Source organism: Citrobacter freundii complex sp. CFNIH9, from assembly GCF_002903305.1.
Classification (GTDB): Bacteria; Pseudomonadota; Gammaproteobacteria; order Enterobacterales; family Enterobacteriaceae; genus Citrobacter; species Citrobacter portucalensis.
Map to the genome: position 1 here is coordinate 3,272,547 of NZ_CP026238.1, position 16,534 is coordinate 3,289,080.

The 16,534-nt window shown below is 52.2% G+C and carries 14 protein-coding genes and 1 pseudogene; 8 read left to right on the forward strand and 7 right to left on the reverse strand.

Features of this window, described 5'->3' with window-relative positions; genetic code table 11:
• The first annotated feature begins 90 nt into the window (after positions 1-90).
• Both C2U43_RS16830 and trhP read left to right on the forward strand, forming a co-directional pair.
• Complete coding sequence (locus C2U43_RS16830; RefSeq protein ID WP_048224506.1) at positions 91-423, forward strand: YegP family protein; 333 nt, start codon at positions 91-93, stop codon at positions 421-423.
• A gap of 159 nt (positions 424-582) precedes the next feature.
• Entirely contained in the window at positions 583-1,944 is a 1,362-nt protein-coding gene (gene trhP / locus C2U43_RS16835; protein WP_103285532.1) for a prephenate-dependent tRNA uridine(34) hydroxylase TrhP, read from the forward strand.
• A 268-nt stretch (positions 1,945-2,212) separates the two neighbouring features.
• Here trhP and clpA read toward each other — a convergent pair whose 3' ends face one another.
• Positions 2,213-4,489, reverse strand: coding sequence for an ATP-dependent Clp protease ATP-binding subunit ClpA (clpA, locus tag C2U43_RS16840; RefSeq protein ID WP_003036804.1), 2,277 nt, complete (start codon positions 4,487-4,489; stop codon positions 2,213-2,215).
• A 30-nt stretch (positions 4,490-4,519) separates the two neighbouring features.
• Complete coding sequence (gene clpS / locus C2U43_RS16845) at positions 4,520-4,840, reverse strand: ATP-dependent Clp protease adapter ClpS (protein WP_003036810.1); 321 nt, start codon at positions 4,838-4,840, stop codon at positions 4,520-4,522.
• Positions 4,841-5,163: 323 nt separating this feature from the next.
• Between clpS and cspD the strand changes: the two genes are divergently transcribed.
• Positions 5,164-5,388, forward strand: coding sequence for a cold shock-like protein CspD (gene cspD, locus C2U43_RS16850; protein ID WP_003036813.1), 225 nt, complete (start codon positions 5,164-5,166; stop codon positions 5,386-5,388).
• Between the two features lie 74 nt (positions 5,389-5,462).
• Here cspD and macB read toward each other — a convergent pair whose 3' ends face one another.
• The gene (gene macB / locus C2U43_RS16855; protein ID WP_103285533.1) at positions 5,463-7,409 is read right to left on the reverse strand and encodes a macrolide ABC transporter ATP-binding protein/permease MacB; all 1,947 of its coding nucleotides are present in this window, start codon (positions 7,407-7,409) and stop codon (positions 5,463-5,465) included.
• Positions 7,406-8,521, reverse strand: coding sequence for a macrolide transporter subunit MacA (gene macA, locus C2U43_RS16860; RefSeq protein WP_071444783.1), 1,116 nt, complete (start codon positions 8,519-8,521; stop codon positions 7,406-7,408). Before macA ends, macB begins: the two co-directional genes overlap by 4 nt.
• Before the next feature lie 159 nt (positions 8,522-8,680).
• Between macA and C2U43_RS16865 the strand changes: the two genes are divergently transcribed.
• Entirely contained in the window at positions 8,681-9,226 is a 546-nt protein-coding gene (locus tag C2U43_RS16865) for a DUF535 family protein (RefSeq protein WP_233899544.1), read from the forward strand.
• Here the strand turns inward: C2U43_RS16865 and C2U43_RS30095 are convergent.
• Positions 9,148-9,345 (reverse strand): hypothetical protein, encoded by a 198-nt coding sequence (locus C2U43_RS30095; protein ID WP_327003478.1) that lies wholly within the window; start codon positions 9,343-9,345, stop codon positions 9,148-9,150. The two genes, C2U43_RS16865 and C2U43_RS30095, sit on opposite strands and share 79 nt — an antisense overlap.
• Positions 9,327-10,307, reverse strand: a complete 981-nt coding sequence (locus C2U43_RS16870; protein ID WP_000019450.1) for an IS5-like element ISKpn26 family transposase — start codon at positions 10,305-10,307, stop codon at positions 9,327-9,329. The genes C2U43_RS30095 and C2U43_RS16870 overlap by 19 nt, the downstream gene beginning before the upstream one ends.
• A 68-nt stretch (positions 10,308-10,375) precedes the next feature.
• Between C2U43_RS16870 and C2U43_RS16875 the strand changes: the two are divergent.
• A pseudogene (locus C2U43_RS16875) lies at positions 10,376-10,828 on the forward strand (VirK/YbjX family protein); the annotation flags it as partial.
• On the opposite strand, the gene C2U43_RS16880 reads toward C2U43_RS16875, so the two are convergent.
• Positions 10,825-12,483 carry an ATP-dependent endonuclease gene (locus C2U43_RS16880; protein ID WP_003834292.1) on the reverse strand — a complete coding sequence of 553 codons (1,659 nt, stop codon included), beginning with the start codon at positions 12,481-12,483 and terminating at the stop codon, positions 10,825-10,827. The pseudogene C2U43_RS16875 and the gene C2U43_RS16880 overlap by 4 nt on opposite strands.
• 371 nt (positions 12,484-12,854) lie before the next feature.
• Here C2U43_RS16880 and aqpZ point away from each other — a divergent pair, with 371 nt between their 5' ends.
• The 3 genes from aqpZ to hcp all read left to right on the forward strand — a co-directional run bounded on the left by aqpZ (position 12,855) and on the right by hcp (position 16,526).
• Positions 12,855-13,550, forward strand: a complete 696-nt coding sequence (gene aqpZ, locus C2U43_RS16885; RefSeq protein WP_003840208.1) for an aquaporin Z — start codon at positions 12,855-12,857, stop codon at positions 13,548-13,550.
• A gap of 268 nt (positions 13,551-13,818) precedes the next feature.
• Complete coding sequence (locus tag C2U43_RS16890; RefSeq protein WP_016150624.1) at positions 13,819-14,718, forward strand: lysine exporter LysO family protein; 900 nt, start codon at positions 13,819-13,821, stop codon at positions 14,716-14,718.
• A 155-nt stretch (positions 14,719-14,873) separates the two neighbouring features.
• Positions 14,874-16,526, forward strand: a complete 1,653-nt coding sequence (gene hcp / locus C2U43_RS16895; protein WP_008785224.1) for a hydroxylamine reductase — start codon at positions 14,874-14,876, stop codon at positions 16,524-16,526.
• Positions 16,527-16,534: the final 8 nt, after the last annotated feature.

Below are 16,534 nucleotides of genomic sequence, written 5' to 3' on the forward strand. Positions count from 1 at the left end.
CTAGCAACTCTCCAAATATCGCTCATACTCTTTCTGACAATACTGTCGTCAATAACTGTTTGATATAAAACTTTTAATCAAGGAGTTCATATGGCTGGTTGGTTTGAATTAAGTAAGAGTAGCGATGATCAGTACCGCTTTGTTCTTAAAGCTGGGAACGGGGAAATAATCCTTACCAGTGAGCTTTACACTACAAAAGGCGCTGCAGAAAAAGGGATCGCATCTGTCCAGGCTAACAGCCCTCTGGATGAGCGTTATGAGAAAAAAACAGCGTCTAATGGCAAATTACATTTCAACCTGAAAGCTGCAAACCACCAGATTATTGGTAGCAGTCAACTGTATGCGAATGAACAGTCACGCGAGACAGGTATTGCTTCAGTTAAGACCAATGGTGTCAGTCAGACGATAAAAGATAAGACCTGATAATTATTTGCTCAGCCGGGTAACGCAACGCTGTCGCCCGGCGTTTTTCTTTACCTGACTTCCTCGCAGCGCTACAATGCCCGCCCTTAATATGGGGGCACTCCCCTAACCGCCTCATTGAGTGAGGCGAGTCTGACCTGTCATCAGAACGAGAAAATTATGTTTAAACCGGAACTCCTTTCCCCGGCGGGAACGCTGAAAAACATGCGTTACGCTTTCGCCTATGGCGCTGACGCTGTGTATGCGGGCCAACCGCGTTACTCACTGCGCGTACGCAACAACGAATTCAACCACGAAAACCTGCAGCTCGGCATTAATGAAGCCCATGAACTGGGTAAAAAATTCTATGTGGTGGTTAACATTGCCCCACACAATGCCAAGCTGAAGACCTTCATTCGTGATCTGAAACCGGTGGTGGAAATGGGGCCGGATGCACTGATCATGTCAGACCCTGGTCTGATTATGCTGGTGCGCGAAAACTTCCCTGACATGGACATTCACCTTTCAGTACAGGCTAACGCCGTAAACTGGGCGACGGTGAAATTCTGGAAGCAGATGGGGCTGACCCGCGTGATCCTCTCCCGCGAGCTGTCGCTGGAAGAAATCGAAGAGATCCGCACCCAGGTGCCGGATATGGAGCTTGAGATCTTCGTTCACGGCGCGCTGTGTATGGCCTACTCCGGCCGTTGCCTGCTTTCTGGCTATATCAACAAGCGTGACCCTAACCAGGGTACCTGCACCAATGCCTGCCGCTGGGAATACAACGTGCAAGAAGGCAAAGAAGACGTGGTGGGCAATATCGTGCATAAATACGAGCCCATCCCGGTACAAAACGTTGAGCCTACGCTGGGTATTGGCGCACCGACAGACAAAGTCTTTATGATTGAAGAAGCCCAGCGTCCGGGTGAGTATATGACCGCGTTCGAAGACGAACATGGCACTTACATCATGAACTCAAAGGATTTGCGTGCCATAGCCCACGTTGAACGCCTGACGCAGATGGGCGTGCATTCCCTGAAGATCGAAGGCCGCACCAAGTCATACTATTACTGTGCACGTACCGCGCAGGTCTATCGTAAAGCCATTGATGATGCCGCAGCCGGTAAACCGTTCGACCCGCAACTGCTCGAAACGCTGGAAGGTCTGGCGCATCGTGGTTACACCGAAGGGTTCCTGCGCCGCCATACGCATGACGACTATCAGAACTACGAATACGGCTTCTCTGTTTCCGAGCGTCAGCAGTTTGTCGGCGAGTTTACCGGCGAACGTAAAGGTGAACTGGCAGCCGTACTGGTGAAAAACAAATTCACCATCGGCGACAGCCTGGAGCTGATGACCCCACAGGGCAACATTAACTTTACCCTCGAACAGATGGAAAACGCGAAAGGTGAAGCCATGCCGGTTGCGCCGGGCGATGGTTACACCGTGTGGATGCCAGTACCAGAGGATATCGATCTGAATTATGCATTGTTGATGCGTAATTTTACCGGTGAGTCCACGCGCAACCCGCATGCTAAGTAGTTAATTACGGTTATTTTTCAGCGTTCGGAAGATTCTTAGAAATCGATCACATACCGTTGCGTTCATTAAGGGTATTATCCCCTCCGCTGAAAAACATAACCCATAAATGCTAGCTGTACCAGGAACCACCTCCTTAGCCTGCGTAATCTCCCTTACGCAGGCTTATTTTTTGCCTGCCGTTTAAACTCCCTGAATATCCCAATTCAAATCACTTTTATCAGGCGAAAAAAAACCGGGCATTACGCCCGGCTGATTAGGTGATTAAAGATTAATGTGCGGCTTCTGGCTTGTGCTTTTGCGCACTCTGGAAGCCATAGGTCAGCTCATTTTTCTCTTTATCCAGCGCAACGGTCACCTGGCCACCATCCACCAGCGAACCAAACAACAGTTCGTTAGCCAATGGTTTTTTCAGGTTATCCTGGACCACACGCGTCATTGGACGTGCGCCCATTGCGCGGTCGTAGCCTTTCTCTGCCAGCCAGTCACGTGCTTCCTGGCTCACTTCCAGAGAGACACCTTTCTGATCCAGCTGAACCTGAAGCTCGACGATAAACTTATCAACAACCTGATGAATCACCTCGGTAGAGAGATGATCAAACCAGATAATGTTGTCGAGACGGTTACGGAATTCCGGCGTAAACACTTTTTTGATTTCGCCCATTGCATCAGTACTGTTGTCCTGATGAATCAACCCAATCGATTTACGCTCAGTTTCACGCACACCGGCGTTGGTGGTCATGACCAGCACCACGTTGCGGAAATCCGCTTTACGCCCGTTATTGTCGGTCAGCGTGCCGTTATCCATCACTTGCAGCAGCAGGTTAAAGACATCCGGGTGCGCTTTTTCGATTTCATCCAGCAGCAGTACCGCATGCGGATGCTTAATAACAGCATCGGTCAGCAAACCGCCCTGGTCGAAACCGACATACCCCGGAGGCGCACCAATCAGGCGGCTGACGGTGTGGCGTTCCATATATTCGGACATATCAAAACGCAGCAGTTCAATACCCAGCGCTTTGGACAACTGTACCGTGACTTCGGTCTTACCGACGCCAGTTGGTCCGGCAAACAGGAACGAACCGACCGGTTTATGCTCGTGTCCCAGACCGGCACGGCTCATTTTGATCGCTTCAGTCAGCGCCTCAATGGCTTTATCCTGTCCGAATACCAGCATTTTCAGACGGTTGCCCAGGTTTTTCAGCGTGTCGCGATCGCTCTGCGAAACGCTCTTCTCCGGGATCCGCGCAATGCGGGCCACAACGGACTCGATATCCGCCACGTTGACGGTTTTCTTGCGCTTGCTGACCGGCATCAGACGCGCACGCGCGCCCGCCTCATCGATCACGTCAATCGCTTTATCCGGCAGATGACGATCGTTAATGTATTTCACCGCCAGTTCGACCGCTGCACGCACCGCTTTGGCGGTATAGCGGACGTCATGGTGCGCTTCGTATTTCGGCTTCAGACCGTTGATTATCTGCACGGTCTCTTCTACCGATGGCTCAGTGACATCGATTTTCTGGAAACGGCGCGCTAACGCACGATCCTTTTCAAAGATATTGCTGAATTCCTGATAGGTTGTGGACCCTATCACACGGATCTTACCGCTGGAGAGCAACGGCTTGATCAGGTTAGCCGCATCCACCTGGCCGCCCGATGCCGCACCCGCACCGATAATGGTGTGGATCTCATCGATAAACAGAATGCTGTTAGTATCCTGTTCCAGCTGTTTCAGCAGCGCCTTAAAGCGTTTCTCAAAATCACCGCGATATTTGGTGCCAGCCAACAGCGAGCCGATATCCAGGGAGTAAAGGGTGCAATCAGCCATGATTTCAGGCACATCACCCTGGACGATACGCCAGGCAAGGCCTTCAGCAATGGCGGTTTTACCGACACCAGACTCTCCCACCAGCAGCGGGTTGTTTTTTCTGCGACGGCACAGTACCTGAATGGCGCGCTCCAGCTCTTTGTCCCGGCCAATGAGCGGATCAATTCCGCCCACTCGGGCAAGCTGGTTAAGGTTAGTCGTGAAGTTTTCCATACGGTCCTCCCCGCCAGCTTGCTCTTCGTTATTTGGCTGATTCCCAGAGTCAGAAGACTGACTGGGTTCGTCTTTGCGCGTGCCATGAGAAATAAAATTCACCACATCAAGGCGGCTCACTTCATGCTTACGCAGCAGATAAGCCGCCTGAGATTCCTGCTCGCTGAAGATAGCGACCAGCACATTTGCGCCGGTAACTTCATTACGCCCGGAGGACTGAACATGAAAGACCGCACGTTGCAGTACGCGCTGAAAACTCAACGTTGGCTGCGTGTCGCGTTCTTCCTCACTGGCAGGCAATACAGGTGTGGTCTGTTCAATGAAGGCTTCGAGTTCCTGACGGAGCGCCACCAGATCCACAGAACACGCTTCCAGCGCTTCGCGGGCCGATGGGTTACTGAGCAACGCCAGTAACAAGTGCTCGACGGTCATAAACTCATGTCGGTGCTCGCGCGCTCTGGCGAAAGCCATGTTTAAACTGAGTTCCAGTTCTTGATTGAGCATAGGCACCTCCCCCAATGTTTATGCCTGCATTCAGGCTTTTTCCAGCGTACACAGCAACGGATGCTCGTTCTCCCTCGCATATTTGTTCACCATCGCTACTTTGGTTTCAGCCACTTCGGCAGTAAACACGCCGCAGATAGCTTTGCCTTGATAGTGAACTGCAAGCATCAGTTGCGTTGCACGTTCTACATCATAAGAAAAGAATTTTTGTAACACGTCAATAACAAACTCCATCGGAGTGTAATCATCATTGACTAATATCACTTTATACATAGATGGCGGTTTTAGCGCGTCGCGCAATTTGTCTTCCGCCAGCAGATCGAAATCCAGCCAGTCGTTCGTCTTACCCATTGTCAGTCGTCATCTTCAGTTACGGTTTCCGGCAGAAAATCTTGCCGCTGACAAGCAGCCTATGCGCACAATCAATCTACCTCAAGTATTAGATAACTATCATCTATTAGTGCCATCCGCGACATCTGTCACATAACCGACAATAGCGTTAACTGCTTCAAATTTTGATGCATTTTTACCCTATTCCGTCTGCATGGCGCTTGACGCCCCGCCTGATTTCTCTAAATTGTAGTCTCGAGAGTTGGCGAGGTTTTGAACAGCCCCCACTCCGCCACCGGTTCATTCCATCTTACTTATATAAGATTTACGAAGGATGTCGAAGTATGGAAACGGGTACTGTTAAGTGGTTCAACAACGCCAAAGGGTTTGGTTTCATTTGCCCCGAAGGCGGCGGCGAAGATATTTTCGCCCATTACTCCACCATTCAGATGGATGGTTACAGAACGCTAAAAGCCGGACAGTCTGTCCAGTTTGATGTCCACCAGGGGCCAAAAGGCAATCATGCCAGTGTCATCGTGCCTGTCATTGAAGCAGAAGCTGTCGCATAGCTCTTCTGTCTCATTGTGTACATCCCGCAGTCAAAATGCCAGCCCTTGCGGCTGGCATTTTTATCTCTGTGGCATTATTCCCGCGCCAGAGCATCTACCGGATCCAGACGTGCCGCATTCCGCGCCGGTAGCCAGCCAAACAACACCCCGGTTGCAGTCGAACACAGGAACGCCGTCAACAGCGCGACGGGTGAGAATCCAATTTCCCAGCCCGGCAGAAATAGCTGTAGCGTAAAAGCGATCAGCATCGACAGGCTAATGCCCAACGCGCCGCCAACCAGACACACCAACACAGCTTCAATTAAGAACTGTTGCAGCACGTCACTGGCGCGAGCGCCAACCGCCATACGAATGCCAATCTCACGCGTTCGTTCGGTTACTGAAACCAGCATAATATTCATCACGCCAATCCCACCGACCACCAGCGAAATCACCGCCACCAGCGTCAGGAAGAGTTGTAATGTACGTGTGGTCTTTTCGGCGGTTTTCAAGATGCCGTCCATATTCCAGGTGAAGAAATCCTTCTTACCGTGGCGCAACGTCAACAGTCGGGTCAGTTGCTGTTCGGCCTGGGCACTGTCAAAACCATCCTTCACTCGCACGGTGATCGAGTTCAGCCACGACTGTCCCATAATGCGCCCGGACATAGTGCTATAAGGCAGCCAGACCCGCAGGATCTTGCTACTGCCAAACATCGACTGTTTCTCTTCTGCAACACCAATCACCGTGGCAGGCATATTCCCCACCAGCACGACTTCGCCAACAACTTTCGCTTTATTGGGGAACAACTGACGACGGGTATTGCTGTCGAGCACCACCACCTGAGCACGGCCCGCCAGTTGCTCGGCGTTAAAGGTGGTCCCTTCGCTAAATGTCATGCCATAGACGTTGAAATAGTCGCCGCTAACGCCATTAGCACTGGCAGCAACGTCGATATTGCCATAGCGTAACCGCAGGTTCTTCGACACCGCAGGCGTTACTGAACTGACCCAGGGCTGCTTCTGTAGCGCCGTCAAATCGTCATACTTCAACGCCTGTTGATATTGCGGATCGTCGTCGCCGAAGTCTTTGCCTGGATAGATATCAATGGTGTTAGTACCAATAGCGCGAATATCTGCCAGTACCAGTTGTTTAGCCGCATCGCCTACCACCACGATCGATACCACCGAAGCAATACCGATGATGATCCCAAGCATGGTCAGTAGCGTACGCATCTTATTCGCGGCCATTGCCAGCCAGGCCATGGTAAGCGCTTCACGAAAACCGCTGACAAACTGGCTCCAGCCGGATGCCGTTTTCACCGTTGGCTCCGCGATATCGCGTCCGCCAGAGGGGTTCTGTGGCGGTGGATTGCGCACAATCTCGCCGTCACGAATTTCAATGACCCGTTCGGCCTGCGCGGCGACCTGGCTGTCGTGAGTAACGATAATTACCGTATGCCCGCGATCGCGCAGCTGATGCAAAATCGCCATCACCTCTTCGCCGGAATGGCTATCCAGTGCACCGGTGGGTTCGTCGGCAAGAATAACCTGCCCTCCGTTCATCAGCGCACGCGCGATACTGACCCGCTGCTGCTGACCACCGGAAAGCTGGGAAGGTTGATAGTCAACCCGGTCACCCAACCCCAGCCGCTGGAGTAATTCCTGCGCACGCGCCAGGCGCTGCTTACGTTCAGTGCCCGCGTAGACCGCCGGTACCTCAACGTTTTGTGCGGCGGTTAAATGCGACAGCAGGTGATAGCGCTGGAAGATAAAACCAAAATGCTCACGACGGAGTTGCGCTAGCGCATCGCTATCCAGCGTAGAGACATCGCGTCCGGCAACCCAATACGTACCGCTGGTTGGCTTATCCAGACAGCCGAGAATGTTCATCAGCGTCGATTTACCCGAACCCGACGCCCCGACAATCGCCACCATTTCCCCGGCCTGAATGCTCAAGGATACGTCCTTCAACACCTCAACCTGGCCTTCACCTGACGGATAGCTGCGGCGGATATGGCTCAGCTCAAGCAAAGCTGTCATTTTGCAGCTCCAGCGTTGCCCTCACCGGTAATGACTTCATCCCCCTCTTCCAGCCCTTTCACGATCTCCACATCGGTGTCATTACGCGCGCCGATAACCACTTCACGTTCGCGGGTTTCGCCGTTACGCAGCAACCTGACGTTATAACGATTATTGCCGATAGGATCGCCCAGCGCCGACAGCGGGATCGTCAGGACATTTTTGACATCAGTGAGCTGGATATGGACCTGCGCGGTCATATCCAGGCGCAGGATCCCTTTCGGGTTGGGAACTTCGAAGCGGGCATAGTAGAAAATCGCATCATTCACTTTCTCTGGCGTCGGGAGAACATCTTTGAGCTTACCTTCGTAGCGCGTCTGCGGATCGCCCAGCACGGTAAACCAGGCCTTTTGCCCCGGATGCAGGTGAATTACATCAGCCTCAGAAACCTGCGCTTTTACCAGCATGGTGCTCATATCCGCCAGGGTCAGAATATTAGGGGCCTGCTGGGCGGCAATAACGGTTTGCCCTTGCAGGGTAGTAATTTGCGTTACTTCGCCAGCCATTGGCGCAACGATGCGGGTGTAATCAAGGTTGGTTTTTGCCGTATCGAGAGAGGCCTGATTACGCTTAATTTGCGCGTCAATTGTGCCAATTTGCGCCTGTTTGACCGCCATTTCGGTGGCCGCCGTGTCGAGATCCTGCTGTGAAACGGCCTGAGTTTTCGCCAGCTGTTGTTGGCGGGAGAGAGTGACCCGCGCCAGCTTCCACTCAGCTTCGGCTTGTAAACGCTGGGCGCGCAATTCCATTAGCGTCGCTTCAACCTCTTTGATTTGGTTTTGCGCCTGTTCAGGATCGATAACACCGAGCAACTGATCTTTTTTCACTTTATCGCCAATCGCGACCGACAGCGTTTTTAACTGCCCGCTGACCTGCGCCCCGACGTCAACTTTACGCAGCGCATCCAGCTTACCGGTCGCCAGCACGCTTTGTTGCAGATCGCCAGGACGAACAATTAATGTTTGATACTGAGGTAAAGGCGCATTAAGCGTTCGCCAAAGTGCAATTGCCGCCACAATAAGGACAACGGCGAACAGAAAATAGCGTTTTTTGATTTTTCCCTTGAGCTTCATAAATGTCCCAATTCCCCCAATACGCCCACCAGAGTGGAGTGCTAAACATCAACGTTAAATAAATCGCCGTTGAAAAGCGCAAGAATAACAGAGTTATTGATGAATGGTTAAGATCCGCTGTGCTGAAATTAGTACAAAGGTATCAATCGGATTTATATTATGAGCCAGCTAACTGAAAGCACTTTTCTTTCCACCAAACCAGTCACGCGTTTTGGCCTTTTTTTCAGCCTGAGCAGCGGTCATTTACGGCCCGCACATTGCTGGGATAAACGGAGCTTTCGTCGTAAGTTTATCTGGCGTTCATTATTGATACCCCGCCTCACTCAGGAATGGATGACTGAACTGGCCCAATGGCCGGATCTTGGCCCTCTGCTCGCCCGTCAACCCCGACTGCCGGTTCGTTTGCACCGTCCTTATCTTGCGGCAAACTTCTCCCGCAAAATGCGTTTAGATGCGGTGCGTTTTCATTACCATTTTATCCGCCACGCATTCTTACCCGCTGAATTTAACGCCTTATTAAGCAATGACGGCTTACATCTGGCGCAAACCGAAGGTAAAGACGGCGATATATTTACCATCACCATGATGATGTTTCCGGTACTGGATAAAGAGGGTGAAGCCACCATTCAGGTGCGCAATGGTGACGGAGACGTGCTAAGGAAGGTGCGAATAAGCAGGTCATTTCTTCCCAAGCTGACTCGCTGATTAAAATTTCGCGGATCTGGGCCGATTTTTTTCCCGCAAACACATCGAATCAGCCTATTTAGGCTATTTTTTCCACCATTTCTGGCGTTATTTCCGGTTTTTACTGAGATCTCTCCCACTGACGTATCATTTGGTCCACCCGAAACAGGTTGGCCAGGGTGAATAACATCGCCAGTTGGTTATCGTTTTTCAGCAGCCCTTTGTATCTGGCTTTCACGAAGCCGAACTGCCGCTTGATGATGCGAAACGGGTGCTCCACCCTGGCACGGATGCTGGCTTTCATGTATTCGATGTTGATGGCCGTTTTGTTCTTGCGCGGATGCTGCTTCAAGGTTTTTACCCTGCCGGGACGCTCGGCGATCAGCCAGTCCACATCCACCTCGGCCAGCTCCTCGCGCTGTGGCGCTCCTTGGTAGCCGGCATCGGCTGAGACAAATTGCTCCTCTCCATGAAGCAGATTACCCAGCTGATTGAGGTCATGCTCGTTGGCCGCGGTGGTGACTAGGCTGTGGGTCAGGCCACTCTTGGCATCGACACCAATGTGGGCCTTCATGCCAAAGTGCCACTGATTGCCTTTCTTGGTCTGATGCATCTCCGGATCGCGTTGCTGCTCTTTGTTCTTGGTAGAGCTGGGTGCCTCAATGATGGTGGCATCCACCAAAGTGCCTTGGGTCATCATGACGCCTGCTTCGGCCAGCCAGCGATTGATGGTCTTGAACAATTGACGGGCCAGTTGATGCTGCTCGAGCAGGTGGCGGAAATTCATGATGGTGGTGCGATCCGGCAGGGCGCTATCCAGGGATAATCGGGCAAACAGGCGCATGGAGGCGATTTCGTACAGGGCATCTTCCATGGCACCGTCGCTCAGGTTGTACCAATGCTGCATGCAGTGAATACGCAGCATGGTCTCCAGCGGATAGGGCCGTCGGCCATTGCCCGCCTTGGGATAAAACGGCTCGATGACAGCGGTCATATTCTGCCATGGCAGAATCTGCTCCATGCGGGAGAGGAAAATCTCTTTTCGGGTCTGACGGCGCTTAGTGCTGAATTCACTATCGGCGAAGGTGAGTTGATGGCTCATGATGTCCCTCTGGGATGCGCTCCGGATGAATATGATGATCTCATATCAGGAACTTGTTCGCACCTTCCCTAACTAAAATGACGTTTACGTTCTGCGAATATAATGGGAAAAGGACATTATTTATTGGCGGTGTGCAGGGCAATGCGCAACTACCGCACGAAGCAATCCAAAAAGCGACGAAGTCCTGCCATGGAATTTTCCCAAAACGTATTGTGATGGAAACCATTTGCCGTTTAGCCGAACAGTTGAATATTGAAAAAGTTATGGCTGTAAGTAATGAACAGCATATCTTTCGCAGTCAACGCTACCACGATAAAAACAAGGTGATCCATTCTGACTACAACGCTTTTTGGGAGTCGGTTGGCGGTGAGTGCGACAGCAACGGGTACTACCATATTCCGCGCACGCTGGCGCGAAAAAGCGAGGCGGATATTGCGAGCAAAAAACGCGCAGAATACCGCCGCCGCTATCAGCTACTGGACAGCATCCATTCGCAGCTGTCGTCGATGTTTCGCCACTAATCCGCTCTGCCGCGTGCCAGCCACAGCACGCGGGAAAACATTTTTCGCAGCAGCGTTGGCACCGCATCAACGCCCCGCCGCCCGGCTTCCATCGCCACCTCAATGGCCAAATCCGGTTTTGACGAACGATGTATCGCCTTGGAGATTATTTTGCGCATATTCATAGGCACATTCTCCGGAATTTGCGCCACCCGGTGAAAGACGTCAGCAAATCCCTGGCGATACATAAAGTGTTCCATATCCAGCGCGGGGAGCATGGTCAAATGCTCACGCTCTTCCTCTCTGTCGTCATTCAATAAGCTACGTACCGTGGCCGCGTACTTTTTCCCGGCTTCATCGCCATCGACCAGCACATGCCACTCTATCCCCATCCGGCGGGCGAATTTAACCAGCGGCTTAAGACCGGACTGGGCAAATTCAATGACTTTAATCCCTTCTGCATCAAAGTGATGTCCGCACTGGCGGGCCAGTTCGTTAATAACCCAGGTTTCCGTTTCACCTTCCACCAGCAGCCAGCAGCGGGCAAACAACGATGACGCACGATTAAAACGAATATGAAATGCGATTCGCCGACCATCTTCTGCACTGATCCCACCCGGCCCCAGCCGCCAGGCAGCGACGCGGGATGATTCACGTACCAGACGAACAACATGCTCAACAGGCGTAAGGGACAGCAGCTCACCGGAGTTGGTGGTCGCCACTCGCTGCAGAGGCAGTAAATTCAACAAGTGCCAGGCCACCGACAGCATGATGGGATGTAAACGCGTTTCCGGATCTTCCACCAGCAGTAAAGGTCGGGCGTCTTTATCGAGCCTTAGCGTGCCTTTGGCCTGCAACAAGGTCGAAAACAGGCCCAACAGAATAACCCGGTGCGTACGTCCGCCGGGTTTATCAATCATGCGGTTAATAATGTCCAGATAGCGCCAGCTCCGTTGTTCGTTATTGGAGCGACGGCGCATCAGACGGTAGCGGGACTGGCCAGCCCCCTGCTCGGAAAAATAGTGCTCCAACAACTGAACCATGGCCGATAACCCCTGGCGGATCTGCCCGTCAGTCAGGTTTTGCGGCCGGGTAGCCAGCTCACGCGCCAGAAAATCCAGTTGGCGGGCGGTGACTTCGACATCCGCCGAGTCCGGCACGGTACCGTTGCGGATCCGTCGCATGAATCGCGCGTCGCGCAGACGCAGTACCGGCATCAGACGCACAAGGTGCCGCGCCTGATCGTTAATGTCATCGAGAGGTAATGGATGGCCGTCACCATCAAGAAAACTGCGCAAGGTCAGAACGCTACCGTCATCCGCACACTCGCCTTCCAGGCGATAAAAAATGCGGTGATAGCCATCCTGGCAAGGCGTCCAACTGGCTTCCAGAGGACGATAGCGACGCACCCGGTGACGACCCGGCTGGGATTCACGAAACGTCAGGATAATGTGCAGGTGGTGTTCCCGGCCCTGTATATCACCCGGCGGGAACCAGAAATCCTCGCGGACAAAATGATACAAGTCTGACTCCGGCGACAGCAGCAGGGTTAAGGCATCCAGCAGACTGGATTTACCCCACGCGTTCTCCCCAATCAGCACGTTGCTCTGCTCCAGCATCAACGACAGACGGTTAATACCACGAAATCCAACAATCTCAACGCGTTCGAGAATCATATAGCCTCCGGAAATGCTAACTTTTTCCTTCAAGTTATCAGGAGTATAACGGCAAGCGAGCGCTCAGGACACCCGATATCAATCTGGCGTGAATCGCAAAAGCAAAAAAAATAAGAATATTCTTCTTATGTTTTCTCCTGAATATAATTTCAGAACTTAATCATCGTCCTTTCGCTAATTGAACTATGCTTCATTCACCCAAGATTCAAAAAGGAATCGCAACATATTGCCTTAAATCAAATTTTTTCATCAATTTAACTGGCGAAGGGATGATGTTTTTTTCTAAAATACCCGCTCTTTCATCATCGTCCCTTTTAGCGATGAATTACCGGGCAAGGAACACGAACCCGGAACTTTTAATTGAGGTGGTTATGTTCAGGAAATTAGCAGCTGAATTCTTCGGTACGTTTTGGCTCGTTTTTGGTGGGTGCGGTAGTGCAGTGCTGGCAGCCGCATTCCCGGAATTGGGAATTGGATTTGCCGGTGTCGCGCTGGCATTCGGCCTGACAGTATTAACCATGGCATTCGCTGTGGGTCATATTTCAGGTGGGCATTTTAACCCGGCGGTAACCTTCGGTTTATGGGCTGGCGGTCGTTTCCCGGCAAAAGATGTTATTGGTTACGTTATTGCTCAGGTTGTGGGCGGTATTGTTGCAGCTGCGGCACTGTATCTTATTGCCAGCGGTAAAGCAGGTTTTGATGCAACGGCCAGTGGTTTTGCTTCGAACGGCTTTGGTGAACATTCACCAGGCGGTTATTCCATGCTTTCTGCCGTCGTCATTGAAATTATTCTGACCGCAGGTTTCTTATTAGTGATCCACGGCGCGACCGATAAACATGCTCCGGCAGGTTTTGCACCTATCGCAATTGGTCTGGCGTTAACACTGATTCACTTGATCAGTATTCCGGTCACCAACACCTCCGTAAACCCGGCACGTAGTACCGCAGTAGCCATTTTCCAGGGCGGCTGGGCATTGCAACAATTGTGGTTCTTCTGGGTCATGCCGATTATCGGTGGGGTTCTCGGCGGTCTTATTTACCGCACCCTGCTCGAAAAACGCGATTAATCGCTAACAAAAAGGCCTGGCGAAAGTCAGGTCTTTTTGTTCCTCTCTATATTTCCTTTTATTTGCAACTTTACTCCCCTCTTTGCATTGAGTAGTGTGTATACCCGTTATACTTCAAGTTGCAGATGTGTTGACTGCGCTCGCTCCCCCCAGTCACGTACTTATGTACGCTCCCGGGGATTCACTCCCTTGCCGCCTTCCTGCAACTTGAATTATTTAGGTTATAGTGACGCATTTCGTCTTACTTCTCAGCAAGGATCTGGTTTTCATGTTTTCAGGGCTGTTAATCATTCTGGTTCCCCTTATTGTGGGCTACCTTATTCCGCTCCGGCACAGGACTGCATTACAACTTATCAATCGCCTGTTAAGCTGGATCGTCTACCTTATTCTCTTTTTTATGGGTATTAGCCTGGCGTTTCTGGATAATCTCGCCAGCAACCTGTTAGCCATTCTTCATTATTCTGCGGTCAGCGTGACGGTCATTATACTGTGTAATATTGCGGCGCTGTTCTGGCTGGAGCGTTCGCTGCCCTGGAGACACAACCACAAGCAAGAAAAGCTCCCCTCGCGAATTGCAATGGCGCTTGAGTCGCTTCAGCTTTGCGGCGTCGTCGTCATCGGTTTCCTGCTCGGCCTCACTGGGCTTCCCATTCTGCAGCATGCCACCGAAGCCAGCGAATATACGTTAATCTTTTTACTGTTCCTGGTGGGGATTCAACTGCGCAATAGCGGCATGACCTTAAAGCAAATTGTGCTGAACCGTCGGGGGATGATCGTGGCCGTCGTCGTCGTCGCCAGTTCGATGCTGGCGGGGGTTATCAATGCCTTGATCCTCGGTCTACCGCTGAAAACCGCGCTGGCTATGGCATCAGGTTTTGGCTGGTATTCCCTGTCCGGTATTCTGTTAACCGAATCGTTCGGGCCCGTAATTGGTAGTGCCGCCTTCTTTAACGACCTGGCCCGTGAGCTGATCGCCATTATGTTGATTCCAGGAATGGTGGGCCGCAGCCGCTCTACCGCGCTGGGATTATGCGGCGCGACATCAATGGATTTCACCCTGCCCGTTTTACAACGCAGCGGCGGTCTGGAAATGGTCCCGGCAGCCATCGTCCACGGCTTTATTCTGAGTCTGTTAGTGCCTCTGCTAATGGCGTTTTTCTCCGCCTGACGCCGGGACAAATACCTCTCTGGCGGTAGTCAGCTACCGCCAAAATTGCGCTAAATCAATCTCCCTGCAAGTAGTAGCAGAAATCCCTTTTATCCCTTCGCGCACAGGCATAACCTTAAACATGTATATTAAATATAACTTTAAAAGGTGTGACCATGTTTTGTGTGCAATGTGAACAAACCATCCGTACTCCGGCAGGAAACGGCTGCTCTTACGCGCAGGGTATGTGCGGTAAAACGGCTGAAACCTCCGATTTGCAGGATCTGCTGATTGCTTCCCTACAAGGTCTGTCTGCATGGGCTGTTAAAGCACGTGAATACGGCATCATCGACCATGAGGTTGATAACTTTGCGCCGCGTGCATTCTTCTCCACGCTGACTAACGTTAACTTCGATTCCCCGCGTATTGTTGGCTATGCCCGTGAAGCTATCGCCATGCGCGACGCCCTAAAAGCGCAATGCCTGAACATCGACGCGAACGCAGCGGTCACCAACCCGATGGCCGATCTGCAACTGGTCAGCGACGATCTGGGCGACCTGCAACGTCAAGCCGCTGAATTTACCCCGAACAAAGACAAAGCAGCCATTGGCGAGAACATTCTCGGCCTGCGTCTGCTGTGTCTGTACGGCCTGAAAGGTGCGGCAGCTTACATGGAGCACGCGCACGTTCTCGGTCAGTACGACAACGAAATCTACGCTCAGTACCACAAAATCATGGCGTGGCTGGGTACCTGGCCTGCCGATATGAACGCTCTGCTGGAGTGTTCAATGGAAATCGGCCAGATGAACTTCAAAGTGATGAGCATTCTGGACGCCGGTGAAACCACCAAATACGGTCACCCAACCCCGACTCAGGTCAACGTAAAAGCGACCGAAGGTAAGTGCATCCTGATCTCCGGTCACGACCTGAAAGATCTGTACAACCTGCTGGAGCAGACCGAAGGTACTGGTGTTAACGTTTATACCCACGGTGAAATGCTGCCGGCGCACGGCTACCCGGAGCTGCGTAAGTTCAAGCACCTGATCGGCAACTACGGCAGCGGCTGGCAGAACCAGCAGGTAGAGTTTGCCCGCTTCCCAGGTCCGATCGTCATGACCTCTAACTGCATCATCGACCCGACCGTTGGCGCGTACGACGACCGTATCTGGACCCGTAGCATCGTCGGTTGGCCGGGTGTGAGCCACCTCGAAGGCGACAACTTCGGTCCGGTAATCGCTCAGGCACAGCAGATGGCTGGCTTCCCGTACAGCGAAATCCCGCACCTTATCACCGTAGGTTTCGGTCGTCAGACCCTGCTGGGCGCTGCTGATACCCTGATCGACCTGGTGAGCCGCGAAAAACTGCGTCACATCTTCCTGGTTGGCGGTTGTGACGGTGCACGTGGTGAACGTAACTACTTCACCGACTTCGCCACCAGCGTGCCGGATGACTGCCTGATCCTGACCCTTGCTTGCGGTAAATACCGCTTCAACAAACTGGAGTTCGGCGATATCGAAGGCCTGCCGCGTCTGGTGGATGCTGGTCAGTGTAACGATGCTTACTCTGCCATCATCCTGGCGGTAACCCTGGCTGAGAAACTGGGCTGTGGTGTGAACGATCTGCCGCTGTCTCTGGTGCTCTCCTGGTTCGAACAGAAAGCGATTGTTATTCTGCTGACCCTGCTGTCTCTGGGCGTGAAAAACATCGTCACTGGCCCGACTGCACCTGGTTTCTTCACACCGGATCTGCTGGCAGTTCTCAACGAGAAATTTGGTCTGCGTTCCGTGACCACCGTTGAAGAAGACATGAAGCAACTGCTGAGCGCGTAAGGAGTAAA

What these genes read in the sequence shown, in the direction of transcription:
- aqpZ (WP_003840208.1), top strand. Translation starts at nt 12,855, where the DNA reads ATGTTCAGGAAATTAGCAGCTGAATTCTTCGGTACGTTTTGGCTCGTT.
- clpA (WP_003036804.1), bottom strand. Translation starts at nt 4,489, where the DNA reads ATGCTCAATCAAGAACTGGAACTCAGTTTAAACATGGCTTTCGCCAGA.
- macA (WP_071444783.1), bottom strand. Translation starts at nt 8,521, where the DNA reads ATGAAGCTCAAGGGAAAAATCAAAAAACGCTATTTTCTGTTCGCCGTT.
- C2U43_RS16870 (WP_000019450.1), bottom strand. Translation starts at nt 10,307, where the DNA reads ATGAGCCATCAACTCACCTTCGCCGATAGTGAATTCAGCACTAAGCGC.
- C2U43_RS16890 (WP_016150624.1), top strand. Translation starts at nt 13,819, where the DNA reads ATGTTTTCAGGGCTGTTAATCATTCTGGTTCCCCTTATTGTGGGCTAC.
- hcp (WP_008785224.1), top strand. Translation starts at nt 14,874, where the DNA reads ATGTTTTGTGTGCAATGTGAACAAACCATCCGTACTCCGGCAGGAAAC.
- C2U43_RS16865 (WP_233899544.1), top strand. Translation starts at nt 8,681, where the DNA reads ATGAGCCAGCTAACTGAAAGCACTTTTCTTTCCACCAAACCAGTCACG.
- cspD (WP_003036813.1), top strand. Translation starts at nt 5,164, where the DNA reads ATGGAAACGGGTACTGTTAAGTGGTTCAACAACGCCAAAGGGTTTGGT.
- C2U43_RS16830 (WP_048224506.1), top strand. Translation starts at nt 91, where the DNA reads ATGGCTGGTTGGTTTGAATTAAGTAAGAGTAGCGATGATCAGTACCGC.
- C2U43_RS16880 (WP_003834292.1), bottom strand. Translation starts at nt 12,483, where the DNA reads ATGATTCTCGAACGCGTTGAGATTGTTGGATTTCGTGGTATTAACCGT.
- trhP (WP_103285532.1), top strand. Translation starts at nt 583, where the DNA reads ATGTTTAAACCGGAACTCCTTTCCCCGGCGGGAACGCTGAAAAACATG.
- macB (WP_103285533.1), bottom strand. Translation starts at nt 7,409, where the DNA reads ATGACAGCTTTGCTTGAGCTGAGCCATATCCGCCGCAGCTATCCGTCA.
- clpS (WP_003036810.1), bottom strand. Translation starts at nt 4,840, where the DNA reads ATGGGTAAGACGAACGACTGGCTGGATTTCGATCTGCTGGCGGAAGAC.